The sequence below is a fragment of the Allorhizocola rhizosphaerae genome, assembly GCF_003426775.1.
GTDB classification, from domain to species: Bacteria; Actinomycetota; Actinomycetes; order Mycobacteriales; family Micromonosporaceae; genus Allorhizocola; species Allorhizocola rhizosphaerae.
Window position 1 is genome coordinate 1 of sequence record NZ_QJUG01000007.1, and the last position, 14,248, is coordinate 14,248.

Below are 14,248 nucleotides of genomic sequence, written 5' to 3' on the forward strand. Positions count from 1 at the left end.
GGGCAGCGGCTCGGGCGCGGGCGGCAGGTCGGCCGCCCACTCCGGGAACAGCGGGCGCAGCGCACCGGCCAGGCCGCTCAGCCGTGGCCCGGACGGCCGGTCGGCGAACTCGCGGACCGCGTCGACCACGGGCCCGAGCGTGTACGGCTCGCGCAGCGGCGGGCACACGCCCATCAGGGCGCGGGCGTGCGCCGATGCGAGGAACTCGCGCAGCAGCCGGCTCTTGCCGATGCCCGCCTCCCCTTCGAGCAGCACCACGAACGGCGGCCGGGTCAGGGCGTGGTGCAGCGCGGCCAGCTCGCGTTGCCGCCCGACGAACGCCGGGGCGGAAAGAGCCGGGAGCAGGCCCGCACCGGAAAAGCCGCGTGATCGTTCAATGAAGCGATTTTTCACGCTGCGCGGGCCGAATGTCCATTGTCTACTCGTCAGTTGCCAAACCTTTACCGCACCTTACCGGTGGGGCCTTCTGGGCAAAAGCGATGAAGCGGCACCCGTTGGCGGGGTGCCGCTCGTTGTCGGCGGCTGGTCGCGCTAGTTGCGCTGGACGTTGAGGCCCACCTGCGGAGCCGCGTTGAACAGCTCGTCCAGGTGCGAGGTGATCACCGGGATTGCGTCGGCGGCAAGCTGCTTGACATCTGCGTCGGTACCGTGGGCGGACTCGTCCTCGGCGTTGTCCTTGCTGTCCTCATGCGAGGCGATCTGGGTACCGACCCAAATCTGGTCCCAGTGCTGGCCGGCCGGCGTGACGTCCAGGATCGCGGCGGCCGCCGCCCGCTCGTTGCCGGTCCCGCTGGGCAGGTCCACCCCGAGCTGCTGGGCCACCTGCTGCAGGGCGTCGTCGAGCTTGGTGTGGTCCTCGACCATCTTGGCGCCCAACTGCTTGACCGTGTCCGAGGTGCCCTTTTCCTGCGCCAGCCTGCCCGCCGCGATTTCGGCCAGGTTGCCCTGGTGCGCCTCGGTCAGGTACTCGCGGTCCATTGCGGACAGCTGTCCTCCGCCGGGACTCGGCGAACCTCCGGGACTCGGCGAGCGGCCAGGACTGGGCGAACCGCCAGGGCTCGGCGAACCTCCTCCGGGGCTCGGCGAAAGCGCCGGGGACTCCTCCGGGATGATCGGGCTCGGCATCTGCTCGGCCGGGCTCGGCATCGTCGGCTCGTCCGGCGACGGCTGTGCCGCGCTCGGCGCGGCCGACAGCACGACTGCGGCCAACGCGGAGATCAAGACGGTCGCTACTCTCATGACTGGTACCCCCGTAAATTGCTGTTTTCGTCGGCCGTCTCATTCCCCACACACTGTCCGTCAAACATCGACTACGCTGGGTGCGGGACGGCGGCCCGCCCGGGGACCGCCGCACTGCGCTTCGCTTCGTCGCGTGCTGGGCTGGAGTGCGCTGATCAGGAGGAGGCGGGGGATTCGGCCGTCCGGCTGGAGTGAGCCCGGGGTGCGGACTTGCCGGCCAGCAACGCGTCCAGGGACCAGCGCCCCGGCCCGAGCGCGGCGATCAGCAGGAACGACCAGCAGAACAGCGCCGCCAGCTCACCGCCGTTGTTGAGCGGGAGCAGGGCGATGGGCTGGTGCACGACGAAGTAGGCGTACGCCATCGAGCCCGAGCACAGCAGCGCTGCCATGCGGGTGCCCAAGCCCGCAAGCACCAGCAGACCGCCGGCGAGCTGAATCGCCGCTGCCCACCACCCCGGCCAGGCCGCGAACTCGATCGCGCGACCCGATCCGCGGTTGCCCCCGAAGACTCCGAACAGTGACGAAACTCCGTGCAAGGCGAACAGCAGTCCCAGTACCACCCGGAACAGCGCCGTGGTCACCTCGGCGAAACGATTACCTGACACAGTGTGCATCCTTTCGACTTTCCCACTATATGGAAGGGCATGGATGCATTGTAGATCGCGAATCGCGCCTATCGGAAGGCGCGAATATTCCTGTACCACTATGTGAGCACAGTTAGCCTTCTTTCGCGCGGGCGCGGTAGGCGGCCACCGTGGTACGACTGGCGCAAGTGTTGGAGCAGAAGCGGCGCGTCCGGTTGCGCGACTGGTCGACAAAGTAGCGGGCGCAACCGCTTGCGGCGCACCGCCCGAGGGTCAGCCCCGGGTCGCCGGTGGCAACGTGCGCCAGCGTCGCGGCCACCGTTCGGCCGATCCAGCCGACCGGCTCGCTGCCGTCGTGGGCAAAGTGAATGTGCGGAATCCCCGCGCCGTCGTGTGTGGACAGATGCATCCTTGGGGGGTACCGCTTGAGCAGCTCATCGACCGCGGTGGGCGGCTGTGCGTCGACTACCTGGGCGAGCGCGTGATCGATGAGCCGCAGCAACGGGGCCAGCGCGCCCGCGGCCGGGCGGGCGACGTGGTGCTGTTCGAGCATTTCGCGCCCGTCCTGGGAGAGGTCGTCGGCGCCGCCGGAGTTCACGAGCTCGACCGCGAACCGGGTCACGTTCCCCAAGTAGTCCACGTAATCCACTTGACCACCTACATCCGTCCCGCATAACGTAGGCCCCATGATAACAAACGACGCCTACCCAATGGTTCGTGCACTGCATCGGGCGGGTGAGTGGGCGGCAGCACTCGACCTGCTCGGCGACGCCGATCCCGAGCTGCGCGCCCAGATTCTGGTCGACTGGCACTTCTGGAGCGTGGGCGACCACGACGCGGCCGAGGCCGCCATCGCCGCGCTCGACCCGGCGTCGGTCCGGGCGCGCTACCTGAGCGCGGCCCTCGCATACGCCCGCGTGCTGTTCAACCGAGGTGCACGGCCCGACGACCCGCAGGTGATCGAGTCCGGCTTTCGCGCGGCCCTCGACGACCCGGCACTGAGCGGGTGGGCAAACTTCAAGCTCGGCATCTTCGCCGACAATGTGATGCACGACCCGGCCACGGCTCTCGCCCACTTCGAGGCGGCGCATAAACTCTGCGAGGGCGATCCCATGCTGGAGTCCTATGTGGTGCGTCACCTCGGTGGCCACCTGCTCGACGCCGGCCGGCGCGACGAGGCCATCGACCTCCTGCGCCGATCCCTCCACCTGCGCGCCGCCCTCGGCGCCCGCCCGCAGGTCGGCGCTGCCGCAGCCACCCTCGCCGGCGAGCTGCCCGAGGGCCCCGAGCGCGACACCCTCCGTCAAACCGCCGCCCTCGTGGGCACCGACCTCAACGTCCCGTTCCTGCGCTAGCCACCACGAGATCGTCTGGTCCTGCGCGCCTGGCAAGCGGGGAGGGTCTGCCGGGTCACGTGCATGAGCCGCCTGACGAGCCGGCGGCCTGGTAGGCCACGAGAGCGATACGGCGTCTGGATCAGCCCAGGTCGGCCACCACGCGCTCGGACTCCTCGGCGAACTCATGCGAGTACACCGGCGCCCGCCCCGGGTCCGTATCCCGCGCGGCAGCCGCGGCCGCAGCCGCGCCAAAGGTCAGCACGGCGCCTGCCACAAGACAGCCGATCAGCATCCTCTTTTGCATGCCTTCACGTTCGCGCCGCCACCCACCACGCGTCGTCCCGCAGCCACCGTATTCGGTAATACGTCCCGCAACGTATGTACACTGTCGCCGGTGTGGCGGATCGCTGATTATCAACGGGCGGAGGCTCCCACGACCGAGCCGGTCACGAAGTTCGGCGGTCAGCCCAGCTGGCTCACCGAGCCGCAGTGGCCGCTCAGCGCGAGCTGGGGCACGCCGATGCGCTTCGTGTGCCAGATCGCCCTGGACCCCGAACTGGCCGGCGATAGTCCGGCCCGGCTCGCCTACATCTTCGTCACGCACGCAGACCACGGCCGCGACGCCGACGACTTCGACCCGGACGTCATTTTGCCCGACGGCGGCGAAAACGCCGTGATAGTCCAGCCAGGCGGCACCTACGACGGCCCGACCGCGCCGCTTACCGAAGGCCCGACGCTCTACCACAAGGACGGCTCCCCCGCCGAATACACCGTCGAACTCATCCGCAGCGACGATGGCGCAGACGAGGACGATGACGTAATCGGCGGGGAGACCGTGCAGCACGACCTGCCGGGCGATGGTGCGCCGTGGCGCCCGTTGCTGCGCCTCGCCACCAACTGGACCCCGTTTTATCTCAACCTCGGCGCCGCCCCCGTCGCATTCGCGTTCCTGTCCGCCGACGGCCGTGCGGGTTGCCTACTCGTCGAGGACTCCTAGCCGTTCTTTCAGATCCGCGAAGTCCTCGAAATCGGGCGTGCGCGCCAACACCTGCTCCACGATGCGATAGGCCTCATCGTCACGGCCCATCGCGAGCAGGATGCGCACCTTCGTGTCGCGGATGTAGTCGTAATCCGGCTCGGACGCGAACGCCAACGCACGCTCCACAGTGGACAGTGCCTTGTCCAACTCGCCGCTCTTCATCAGATGCCACGCGAGCGCGTTGCCCGCCCGCCGCGTGACCTCCTGCTGGAACGCGCCCTCGTCGGTGTAGTGCCACACCATGCCAGGTGGCGGCACCAGCGCGAGCGCCTCCTCCGCGTACCGCATCAGCTTTTCGGTCATGTCGGTCTGCTCAAGCGCGACGACCAGCCCGTAGTGGGCATACAGCTGGTCATAGTCCGAGAACCGCGCGCCGGGCCGGCAAAGCGCGATCGCCTCCTCGAAGCGGGCGATGGCCTCCTCCGGGTCGGCACTGCTTCCCCGCTTCACGAGCTCGTGCACGGCCTGCCACGTCGGATGGTCGACCTCACCGGTGCGAGTGTCCACATTGCGCAGGTCGATGCGCACCTCCGGAAACACCTCTTGCAACCGATCCAATGTGGACGAGTCGAGCTTGGTGTAACGCAGGTCGGCAAACTCCAACCCTGCCAGACTGTAGAACGACTCGGGCAGTGTAGTCAGCTCGTTGAACGACAGGTCCAGCCGGCGCAGGTCGGACATGGCCGCGAACGCCTCGTCTGGCAACGCGGTCAACGCGGGCCGGCCGTCTTCCTCACCCCACCGGTCGATGCCCAACTCTTCAAGCGTGGCAATGCTCCACACACCGTCCAAAAGCGAGTTGCTCGGATAGCGGCCGGCGTTGCCGCTGCGACCGTCCATTCGCAACACTCGCAGCCGCGGCAGCTTCGCCAGATCAGGCAACCGCTCGACATGGCCGAGGGCGGCATCGAGATGCAACTCCTCCAGCTGTGTGAGCGCAAGCAGTTCATCGGGCACCTCGCCGAGGACCGCCAGCGTCAGGTCAAGTTTGCGCAGCCGCGGCAGTCGCGTGACCACCATCGGGAAGCCACCCGGGCAGTGCAGCCGGTACAGGTCCAGATCGACCAATGTGGACAACCGCGACAGCGCATCCGGGACAGGGCACTCCAGATCGCCGGCCCGCAACACTTCCAGCACCGGCAGATCACCGAGCTCGTCGGGCAGCGCTTGGAACCGGTTGCCGGAGATGTCAAGCACGCGAAGGTTTTTCAGCTGCCCCACCGCCGGGGTCAGCTCCTTCAGGCTGATGCCGGACAGGTCGAGCTCCTCCAGCGCAACCATCTCCGCCACCCGCTCGGGAATGCCCGCAAGCTCGGTGTTGCGAGACAGCGACAGCTTGCGCAGGTGGGGAAACGCGAACAACTGCTCGGGAAACTCCCGCAGCCGGCAGTCCGCAAGGTCCAACTCGGTAACCTCAACCGCACTCTCAAGCAGCGCGTCCAGTTTGGACAAGGTAGCCAGATGCGCAGGCGTAGCCGTGGGGCGCAGAATCGGCCGCCCCTCCCGCAGCGCATCCTCCACTTTGTCCTCGTCGGCGCGGCCATCCCTGCCCAACAGCTCGGGCAGGATCACCTCGTCCAGCTCCTCGTCGGTGAAGTCGACCGGGCAGTTCGTCCGGTACGGATCGCCGACCACCACCGCGTCCGGCTGCTGCGCGAACGTCAGGTTGAAGTACAGCGTGCTCACGATGATCTTCGCTCGGGTCGCGCCGCGCACCTCCAGAAAACCGCCGTCGTCGCCATGATGGCCCTGCACGCCGTTGTCGACCAGCAGGTCGCCCCGCACGACGAGGGTCGGGCAGCCGCGCAGGAACACGTTGCGGGCGCGCAGGGTGCCCGTGACGAGCACGAAGTTGCCGCTGCTCCAATCCCACCAGTCGAGGTCGCCGTCGACGGTCAGATCCCCGTCGACGATCACGTTGTACCGTACCCAGTCGCCCGCGGACTCGGCGGCGAAGTCGCCCGCCACGTGCAGGCCGCCCTCGTACAGCCGGATCTCCTGTCCCTCCGCGAATTCCTGGTAGGGGTACTCGACGTCGCCGGAGACGGCAAAGCGCTCCTCGGCCTGTTCAGCGTCGATTATTCGGTACCCGGAAGAAGGCTCGGTGATGGCGGTCATAACGGCAGAGAATACGGCCACCCGCGCACCGCTATATTGCTGACCATGTCCGAGCTCATACAGACCAGTGAATCCGACGCGGCCGGGGAGAAGGCCGCGCAGGTGCCACCGGAGCCGGTGCGCAAGGCCGACACTCGGCGCGCCTGGCTGGCATCGCTGCTGGCCGGATATTGGGTATGGCTCACCGGGCTGGCGGCGTACACACTGGTCACCGCTGTGTCCTGGTTGCCGTTCGAGGAGCTGGCCAGCAAGGCCGGGCCCCCGCCGGAGTCCGTGGACCGGCTCGTCGCGGCGTGGCATCGCTGGGACACGGTGTGGTATGTGATCATCGCCGATTCGGGCTACGAATACGACCAGCGCTCCACCGCGTTCTTCCCGCTCTATCCGATGCTCATCCGCGTCATGAACCCCGTGTTGCCGGGCGGCACGTTCGAGGCGGCGCTGATCGTGTCCATCCTGTGCTGCCTGGCCGCGCTGGTGCTGGTGCACCGGCTGACCGCGGAGATGCTCGGCCCCGCGCACGCCCAGCGGGTCGCCTACTACCTGTTGGCCTTCCCCACTGGGTTCTACCTGATCGCCGCGTACAACGAATCGCTTTTCATCGCCCTCGCGGTGGCGTCGCTGTACTGCATGCGCCGCGGGCACTGGTGGATGGCGGGCCTGTTCGCCGGTTTCGCGGGCGCCACCCGGATGGCCGGCGTCATGTTGGCCCTCGCTTTCGTGTACGAATACCTTCGCCAGCGCGGCTGGCGCGGCATCCGGCTCAATGTGCTGGGGCTCGGGCTGGTGCCCGCCGGGCTGGGCGTGTTCATGTTCTACTGCTGGCGCGTGCTCGGCGATCCGCTGCACTTCATGGAGTCGCAGAAGGCCTGGTTCCGGTACGGCTTCAAGGCACCGTGGATCACGGTGACCGAGGTGATCGACTTGATCGGCCGCACGGATCCGTTCTTCGGGCCGACGACCATCCGCAACATCATCAACCTGACGGCGGCCCTGGGCTTCCTGGCCCTGCTGGTCCTCGCGCTGGTCGGCCCGTGGAAGCTGGGCAAGGACCACGCCTATCTCGTGGTGTTCGCGGCGGCCATCATCCTCATGCCACTGTCCAATCCCATCCACTCGCACTATCCACTGAGCTCGATGTGGCGGTACATCCTGGAATGCACGGTGGCGTTCATGGTGCTTGCCCGGATGGGGCGCGACCGCTTCTTCGACCGCGGCTACCTGGGCATCGCCCTGATGTTGCAGGGAGCCATGGTGGTCACGTTCGTCCACGACCAGTTCGTGGCCTGATCACGGCCCGGCCCCGGGCGGTGGGTTCCGCTCGGGGCCGGGTGCGTGCAGACAGGGGTCAGCTCGTCGGCGCCATGTAGAGCAGCGGTCCGACCGCAACCGGCGTGGCGGTGCTGACCAGGTAGTTACGCACCTGCAGCGGGGTCCAGCCGGGGTTGTTCTGCAGCACGCGCGCGGCCGCCCCGGCCACGTGCGGGGATGCCATCGAGGTGCCACTCAGCGAGGCGGTGGCGGTGTTGCTGGTGTACCAGGCCGACAGCACGCCGACCCCGGGAGCCCAGATGTCAACGCACGAGCCGAAGTTGGAGAAGGACGCGCGGGCGTCGTTGCTCTGGGTCGCGCCGACCGTGATCGCGTTGGGCGTGGAGGCCGGGGAGTAGTTGCAGGCGTTGGCGTTGGAGTTGCCCGCGGCCACCGCGTAGGTGACGCCGTCGGCGATGGAGTTCGTGACGGCGTTGTTGACCGAGGTGTTCAGGCCGCCGCCGAGGCTCATGTTCGCCACGGCCGGCTGCCCGGCCTGGTGGTTCGACGTCACCCAGTTGATCCCGGCGATGACGCCCGACCAGCTACCGCTGCCGGCGCAGTTGAGGACGCGCACGCCGACCAGGCGGACGTTCTTGGCCACACCGTAGGTCCGGCCGCCGGTCGTGCCGCCGACGTGGGTGCCGTGGCCGTTGCAGTCGTCGGCGGGCAGCGCGCCGTCGACGGCGTCGTAGCCGTGGACGGCCCGGCCGCCGAAGTCGGTGTGGCTGATCCGCAGGCCGGTGTCGATGATGTACGCGGTGACGTTGGTGCCCGTGCTGACATACGTGTAGGTGGTGCTCAACGGCAGTGCGCGCTGGTCGATGCGGTCCAGGCCCCACGGCGGGTTGTTCTGCGTGACGTCGATCTTCGCGATGCCGTCCTGTTCGACGTAGGCGACCGACGGGTCGGCCGCGAGGCGCTTGGCGTCCTTTTCGGACAGTTCGGCCGAGAAGCCGTTGAGCGCGTCGCCATAGGTATGGCGCACCGTCGCGCCGTACCGTCCGGCCAGGGTCTTGGCCACCGCGGCGACCGCGGTCTGCTGGGTGCCGACCCGGCCGCCCACGGCGCTGTCTTTGAGCACGACGATGTAGCTGCCCGGTATGGCGTCCGCGGTGCGCAGGATCTCGCCGGTGGCGTATGCGGCCGACACCGGGCTCCCGATCATCGCGCTGGCCACAGCCGCGGCCGCGGCGATGCCCAGTGCGGCCAACCGGTACGTGTGCGGGAATGTCATTCCCCGACTCCTTTTCCTCCGCCGTCCTCCCCGGGGGTCTGGGGAGGACGGACTGAACGGTTGACCCAGATCTTACTCACGGATTCACCTATGTGGATATCACCGCGAAGAGTCCGATGTTCGACTGCACCGAGCGCGGCCGGTCAGCGATAGCACCGCCAGGCATACGGGTCGCCGGCCCTCGTCGAACGCGCGTATGCGCCCGTGCCATACGAGTCACGGCAGGCGACGTTCAGGTCCACAGCGGACGAGGAGAGGAGCCGGACGCATCGCCAGCGCCCGTCGCTGAGCGCATCCGCCGAGCCGCCGCTGTGCCGGTCGCAGTACCGCTGGACCATGTTCTCCACCCCGCCACCGCTCGACGGTCCGAGCAGGACCGGGTCCGGGCTACGGGTCGGCGTCGGTGTCGGCGACACACTGGCCGTCGTGGACGGCGCCGCGGACGGACTGCGCGGTGTCGGGGAAGCAGACGTCACCGACGGCAGCGGCAAATCCGGGAGAATCAGCGGCTCCTCGCTGATCTCCGGTGACATGGCAGGCAGCGGCGCCGGCAGCGCTCCTTGCGGCGCGGGGTCCGATCCCCACATGAACGGCATGACGCACAGCAGCGTCCCCACGGCCAGCCCGCCCACCGCGATCAGCAACAGCCAGCGCCGCCTGCCCGCCCATCCGCGCGTCGCGGGCTCCAGGCGATGGCTGCGCGGGATCCGGCCGCCGCCCTCATCGAACTCGGTCTCCCACGAGCCGGTCGGGGCATCCCACGAGTGGTCCTTCTCGCGAAAGTACTGGTAGTCGTCATTGGACAGGTAGTCGTGCGGCTCCAGATATTCCTGTTCCCGCACAGAGTCGTCGGACGGGCGTTCGTGATGTCTCGCGTGCCGGCCCCCGCGCTGCGGTTCCAGTCGATGCCCGCCAGCCCGATCGGCGGAACGAGCAGACCTCTCGCCCACGACCGCCAGCCTCCTCGCCGTACACCGAACGCCGTCACACATCGCCGATATATCAGGATCGACGGCCATAATGGCCGGTCCGCGCCGATTCCGCAACTTTTGACGCGATCATTCCCAGGGGCTTGAAGTATTCTTAGAGATAAATTAATCTATTTGGTACGTCTCGGGAGCCACCGGCACGGTGCAACGCCAGCAAGGGTCCGACTGTCCAGGGGCAGGCAGTCTGCGCGTCGGCTCATGAAGAGCCGCGCTTTTCGTTCGTTTCCAGCACCCGACGACCTTGCTGTGCTGCCGCCGTGCTCACGTCCCTTCGAGTGGCCGTGCATGTCCACCACCATGCCGCAACCGCATGCGTGGGGCAACCGAGAGCCTGGCGCTGCCGGGCCGCCTCGACGCGGCTACCACCTGTTTTCCCATCAGTGGAGGTAAAAAATGTTCCCCACGGCAAGACGCTCGCGGCTTTCGGCCGTCCGAGCGCTGGCCATCGTGGCCGCCACACTGGCGTTGGCGGTCGGCGGCCTGCCCGGCATCGCTTCGGCCCACGGAAGCACGACCGATGCGGCGTCGCGCAACTTCGGTTGCTGGCAGCGCTGGGGCACCCGCCACCTGGACCCGGCGATGCAGACCCAGGACCCGATGTGCTGGCAGGCCTTCCGGGCCAACGCCGACACCATGTGGAACTGGATGAGCCTGTTCCGTGAGGGTGTCGCGGGCAACCACCAGGGTGCCATCCCCAACGGCCAGCTCTGCAGCGGCGGACGCACCCAGGGTGGCCGGTTCGCCTCGCTGGACACGGTCGGCAACTGGACCGCGAAGAACGTCGGCCGCAGCTTCACCATGCGGCTGTTCGACCAGGCGAGCCATGGCGCCGACTATGTCCGGGTGTACATCACCCGGCAGGGCTTCAACCCCACCACCCAGGCCCTGGGCTGGAACAACCTTGAGCTGGTTGCCCAGGTCGGCAACCGGCCGGCATCGACGTGGCAGCAGACCAACTCGCCACACGCCGGGGTCGCGCTCAACATCAGCGTCAACGCGGGCAGCCGCAGCGGCCGTCACATCGTCTACACCATCTGGCAGGCGAGCCACTTCGATCAGTCGTACTACTTCTGCAGCGACGTGAACATCACCTGATTTTCCGGTACCCGACGCGAGCACGCCGGTCCGCCATCGTGGCGACCGGCGTGCCCTGTGAGCCATATAGGACGGCTATGCGCAAGCTCCTGCCTCTCGTCATCTGCGCGCTTGTCGTGCTCCCCCCGGCGCCCGCGCACGCACACGCCGCGCTCATCGCCAGCAACCCCGCGCAGGGCACGATCGTGCAGTATCAACCCACGCAGATCGATCTGACCTTTAGCGAACCCGTCACACCGGTGGTCGACAGAATCCGGATCATCGGACCGGACGGGCAGCGGTGGGACAGGGGCACGCCGCAGGCCGAGGGCACGGAGCTGCGCATCCCGATGAACGAAAACCTCCTCTACGGCACCTATCTGGTGAGCTTCCGGGTGATCTCGGCCGACTCCCATCCGGTACCGGGCGGGTTCACGTTCCATTACGTCGAGCAGTCCACGTCGCCCGTGCCCGCCGTCGCACCCGAACCCGAGGACGACCCGGCCGTCAGCAGGCTCATCATGCTGGCCAAATACGTCGGCTACGCCGGGCTCGTGCTGCTGGGCGGCGCCGCGTTCGTCCTCACCCGGCTGTGGCCCGCACGGCTGGACCGGCGCGGGCCAAAACGCTTGCTGTGGCTCGGGCTTGGCCTCGTCGCCGCGTCCACCATCGCCGCGCTGGCGTTGCAGGTGCCCTACACCGGGCTGAGTTGGCGCGACGTGGTGGCCAGCCCGTTCGGCATCGCCCTGCTGATTCGGCTCGCCACGCTCGTGGTCGGCGCGATCCTGTTGCGGCCGTTAATCAACGGTGGCGGAGGCACCGTCGCGCGTGCGCTGGTGCTGGGCGTGGCGGCGATCGGCGCCGTCACCTGGCCGCTGACCGGGCACCCGGTGGGCTCACCGGTCCCGCCGGTGTCGGTGGTGGCCGATGCGCTTCACCTGGCGGGCGTTTCACTGTGGCTGGGCGGACTCGCCATGCTCGCCCTGTTCCTGCTGCGCCGGGCCAACGATGACGAGTTGTGCGACATCCTGCCGGTGTGGTCGCGCTGGGCCGGCATCACCGTGTCAGCAGTGCTGCTCGGCGGCGTCGTCTCGGCTTTCATCGAGGTGGGCACGGTGACCGCGCTTTACCAAACCCCGTACGGTCGGTACCTTCTGATCAAAATTGCCCTGGTGGCATTGGTGATCGGCGCGGCAATGCTCGCCCGGCGCGTCGTCACCCAGGGGCGAATCTCAATCGGGCCAATGGTTCGGGTAGAACTGGCCATCGCCGCCGTCGTGCTCGGCCTCACCGCGACCCTGACCCAGACCACGCCCGCGCGCACAGCCGAGGCCATTGCGCGGATGCCTGCCGCCGAACAGCTTCCGGCCCCCGAGGAGGCGTTCAACACGACGCTGGACTCCAGGCTGTTCCGGCTCAGAATGGCGGTTGACCCGGGCAAGCTCGGTGCCAACACGATCCACCTGTACGCCTACACCCTCGACGACCGGCCGTTGACGGTGCTGGAGTGGAAGGTGACCGCCGCCCTGCCCAGCGCCGGTGTCGAGCCCATCACCGTGCCGATCCAACGCATCGCCGACAGCCACGTCATCGGCCCGGTCACCATGCCCACCCCAGGCGACTGGCTCCTCCGCGTCACCGCCCGGACCACCGAGGTCGACCAGGACACGGTGACCGTGACGGTACCGATCAAATGACCGGCCGCGGCGATGCTTCCCGCAAGGCGATAGCACCATCGCAGCAGCATCTCACCAACGTTTCAGCATTTCTCCAACGGCGGCGATATCGACTTTATGCACGTGATGGGGGTGCAGCACGATGCGCAGGGTGCGACAGACCGGAAAGGCCCGTGACGCGTCCACAAACGACTTCATGGTGGACACCAAAAGGTCTTGATGATCTGCTTCCCTGATGCGCGATCGCGAGGAACCCACCAGGGGCATGTTCACATCGGAGAACTGCCCATGGCGATGGACCGCTTGCCACAGCCGGTCCAGGCTGTGCTGCACCCATGACAACGATGATTGAGCAACCAGATTGTTGCCCATCCTGCTGTAGGCGAGGCAGAAGATGGACCGCCGTCCCTCGCGCAGGACCGCCACCGTGCCCACCGGATAACGGACGAGCTTTCCCAGCGGCTTGTCTGCCCTGCGCTCGTACAGGAGAGGCTCCACCTCGGCAAGCGAACGGTCCAGGTCACGGTCCAGCCGTTCGACATCGTGGCGGTAGATACGGGCAAGCAGCTGACCCTGGGCGCTGTCGCTGGCGATGATGATGTCGTCTTCTGTGGAGGTGTCAAAGGTATCGGTGAAGCCGATGACCAGATCCTCCTGCGGCCACGAGAACAGGTCGCCCGCGACGATGGCGACGTGGACTCGCAGGCCAGTGAGCGTATGGACGAGCAGGACCTGCTGGTCGGCCGCCACCACTTCCCGCGCCGTTGCGATCATCCGATTAGGCCGACCGGTGTCAATCGGAAGCGGCGCGATGTGCCCAAGCTGCACCGGCTCGGCACTGCCGTCCCGGTCCAGCACGGCCGCCGCAACAGCAAGCCCGAACGCGGCAGCGTGCGAGGCTGCCATCGGCTGAGCGCCGCCCCTGTCGGCCCAAGCCTTCTGGCCGTCGGCCAGATCACTGATGCCGCGCACCACCAAGACCGGCACGGACCGGTTGAGATGCCCGGCCAGGGCCACACCGGCACCCTCCATTTCGATCGCGACGGCGTCGTTGAAGTGCTCACGCAGCCATTGCCACATTGGCGTGCTACGTGAGTCGAGCACTACCTCCCCGGCGGCGATCGGCGCGAACCAGACGGTCGGAACGGTAGTCGACGGCGGCAACAGACGCGTCCAGGAGCGGGCGCGGTTGATCGCGCGGGCTCGTTGGTCGAGCTCGTGCGGCGCGTTCCACGCCTGCGGCCGGGCGTGCAGCGACACGCCATCGACGCGGCCACCGTGCAACGCGTAAACCCGTGTCGCGACAACGACATCGCCGATATTCAGGTTGTCGTGCAGGGCGCCGGCGACACCGATGAAAAACACGGCCTCAGGCTGAAACAGGGCGATGGCCCGTTCGGCCAATGTGGCCGTGGCGTTGTTGCCCACCGTGGTGACCGCGAGCGCGACGAACCCCGGACTGCCTGGCAACCGCCCCACCTCAAACAGAGTGCCGGCGGGGTGGGCAACCTCGGCCGGATCGGACAGGTGCGCCAGCACGGCCTGATACTCCAGATCCAGTGCGGTCAACACCACCACGATCGGCTCGACTCCCGCGGCCATCATAGATTCAATTGTGTCACTTTCCGAATGTGGTTCGGTTGC

Annotated in this window: 14 protein-coding genes; 5 read left to right on the forward strand and 9 right to left on the reverse strand. The window is 67.7% G+C overall.

All coding sequences use genetic code 11. The features are described 5' to 3' along the window. The 4 genes from DM816_RS02450 to DM816_RS02465 form a co-directional block, all read right to left on the reverse strand. Positions 1 to 393: ATP-binding protein (locus tag DM816_RS02450; protein WP_246001459.1), on the reverse strand; the 393-nt coding region annotated here is incomplete at its 3' end. A 138-nt stretch (positions 394 to 531) separates the two neighbouring features. Further along, entirely contained in the window at positions 532 to 1,239 is a 708-nt protein-coding gene (locus tag DM816_RS42075) for a DUF4142 domain-containing protein (protein ID WP_162907018.1), read from the reverse strand. A 155-nt stretch (positions 1,240 to 1,394) separates the two neighbouring features. After that, positions 1,395 to 1,844, reverse strand: coding sequence for a DoxX family protein (locus DM816_RS02460; RefSeq protein ID WP_246001460.1), 450 nt, complete (start codon positions 1,842 to 1,844; stop codon positions 1,395 to 1,397). Between the two features lie 112 nt (positions 1,845 to 1,956). Next, on the reverse strand, positions 1,957 to 2,472 hold the full coding sequence (locus DM816_RS02465) for a CGNR zinc finger domain-containing protein (protein WP_117208399.1): 516 nt from the start codon (positions 2,470 to 2,472) through the stop codon (positions 1,957 to 1,959). A gap of 37 nt (positions 2,473 to 2,509) precedes the next feature. Here DM816_RS02465 and DM816_RS02470 point away from each other — a divergent pair, with 37 nt between their 5' ends. Continuing rightward, positions 2,510 to 3,178 carry a hypothetical protein gene (locus DM816_RS02470; RefSeq protein ID WP_211588513.1) on the forward strand — a complete coding sequence of 223 codons (669 nt, stop codon included), beginning with the start codon at positions 2,510 to 2,512 and terminating at the stop codon, positions 3,176 to 3,178. A gap of 121 nt (positions 3,179 to 3,299) precedes the next feature. Here DM816_RS02470 and DM816_RS42080 read toward each other — a convergent pair whose 3' ends face one another. Then, on the reverse strand, positions 3,300 to 3,464 hold the full coding sequence (locus DM816_RS42080; RefSeq protein ID WP_162907019.1) for a hypothetical protein: 165 nt from the start codon (positions 3,462 to 3,464) through the stop codon (positions 3,300 to 3,302). A 90-nt stretch (positions 3,465 to 3,554) separates the two neighbouring features. Here DM816_RS42080 and DM816_RS02475 point away from each other — a divergent pair, with 90 nt between their 5' ends. Then, positions 3,555 to 4,157, forward strand: coding sequence for a hypothetical protein (locus DM816_RS02475; RefSeq protein WP_211588514.1), 603 nt, complete (start codon positions 3,555 to 3,557; stop codon positions 4,155 to 4,157). Here the strand turns inward: DM816_RS02475 and DM816_RS02480 are convergent. After that, positions 4,137 to 6,317, reverse strand: a complete 2,181-nt coding sequence (locus DM816_RS02480; protein WP_162907020.1) for a leucine-rich repeat domain-containing protein — start codon at positions 6,315 to 6,317, stop codon at positions 4,137 to 4,139. The genes DM816_RS02475 and DM816_RS02480 overlap by 21 nt on opposite strands. A gap of 45 nt (positions 6,318 to 6,362) precedes the next feature. Between DM816_RS02480 and DM816_RS42085 the strand changes: the two genes are divergently transcribed. Then, positions 6,363 to 7,607 (forward strand): mannosyltransferase family protein, encoded by a 1,245-nt coding sequence (locus DM816_RS42085; protein WP_162907021.1) that lies wholly within the window; start codon positions 6,363 to 6,365, stop codon positions 7,605 to 7,607. A gap of 58 nt (positions 7,608 to 7,665) precedes the next feature. Here the strand turns inward: DM816_RS42085 and DM816_RS02485 are convergent, their stop codons facing one another. Both DM816_RS02485 and DM816_RS02490 read right to left on the reverse strand, forming a co-directional pair. After that, a complete protein-coding gene (locus DM816_RS02485; RefSeq protein ID WP_117208401.1) occupies positions 7,666 to 8,865 on the reverse strand; it encodes a S8 family peptidase in 1,200 nt (399 codons plus the stop codon). A gap of 143 nt (positions 8,866 to 9,008) precedes the next feature. Beyond that, positions 9,009 to 9,707 (reverse strand): hypothetical protein, encoded by a 699-nt coding sequence (locus DM816_RS02490; protein ID WP_117208402.1) that lies wholly within the window; start codon positions 9,705 to 9,707, stop codon positions 9,009 to 9,011. A 540-nt stretch (positions 9,708 to 10,247) separates the two neighbouring features. On the opposite strand from DM816_RS02490, the gene DM816_RS02495 reads away from it, so the two are divergent. Continuing rightward, positions 10,248 to 10,949, forward strand: coding sequence for a lytic polysaccharide monooxygenase (locus tag DM816_RS02495; protein ID WP_117208403.1), 702 nt, complete (start codon positions 10,248 to 10,250; stop codon positions 10,947 to 10,949). A 77-nt stretch (positions 10,950 to 11,026) separates the two neighbouring features. Then, on the forward strand, positions 11,027 to 12,625 hold the full coding sequence (locus tag DM816_RS02500) for a copper resistance CopC/CopD family protein (protein WP_117208404.1): 1,599 nt from the start codon (positions 11,027 to 11,029) through the stop codon (positions 12,623 to 12,625). A 51-nt stretch (positions 12,626 to 12,676) separates the two neighbouring features. Here DM816_RS02500 and DM816_RS02505 read toward each other — a convergent pair whose 3' ends face one another. Continuing rightward, positions 12,677 to 14,209, reverse strand: a complete 1,533-nt coding sequence (locus DM816_RS02505) for a macro domain-containing protein (RefSeq protein WP_117208405.1) — start codon at positions 14,207 to 14,209, stop codon at positions 12,677 to 12,679. Positions 14,210 to 14,248 lie beyond the last annotated feature (39 nt).

Coding starts and splice junctions, on each gene's coding strand:
- DM816_RS02505 (WP_117208405.1), bottom strand. CDS start 14,209: ATGATGGCCGCGGGAGTCGAGCCGATCGTGGTGGTGTTGACCGCACTG.
- DM816_RS42075 (WP_162907018.1), bottom strand. CDS start 1,239: ATGAGAGTAGCGACCGTCTTGATCTCCGCGTTGGCCGCAGTCGTGCTG.
- DM816_RS02500 (WP_117208404.1), top strand. CDS start 11,027: ATGCGCAAGCTCCTGCCTCTCGTCATCTGCGCGCTTGTCGTGCTCCCC.
- DM816_RS02480 (WP_162907020.1), bottom strand. CDS start 6,317: ATGACCGCCATCACCGAGCCTTCTTCCGGGTACCGAATAATCGACGCT.
- DM816_RS02470 (WP_211588513.1), top strand. CDS start 2,510: ATGATAACAAACGACGCCTACCCAATGGTTCGTGCACTGCATCGGGCG.
- DM816_RS42080 (WP_162907019.1), bottom strand. CDS start 3,464: ATGCAAAAGAGGATGCTGATCGGCTGTCTTGTGGCAGGCGCCGTGCTG.
- DM816_RS02485 (WP_117208401.1), bottom strand. CDS start 8,865: ATGACATTCCCGCACACGTACCGGTTGGCCGCACTGGGCATCGCCGCG.
- DM816_RS42085 (WP_162907021.1), top strand. CDS start 6,363: ATGTCCGAGCTCATACAGACCAGTGAATCCGACGCGGCCGGGGAGAAG.
- DM816_RS02495 (WP_117208403.1), top strand. CDS start 10,248: ATGTTCCCCACGGCAAGACGCTCGCGGCTTTCGGCCGTCCGAGCGCTG.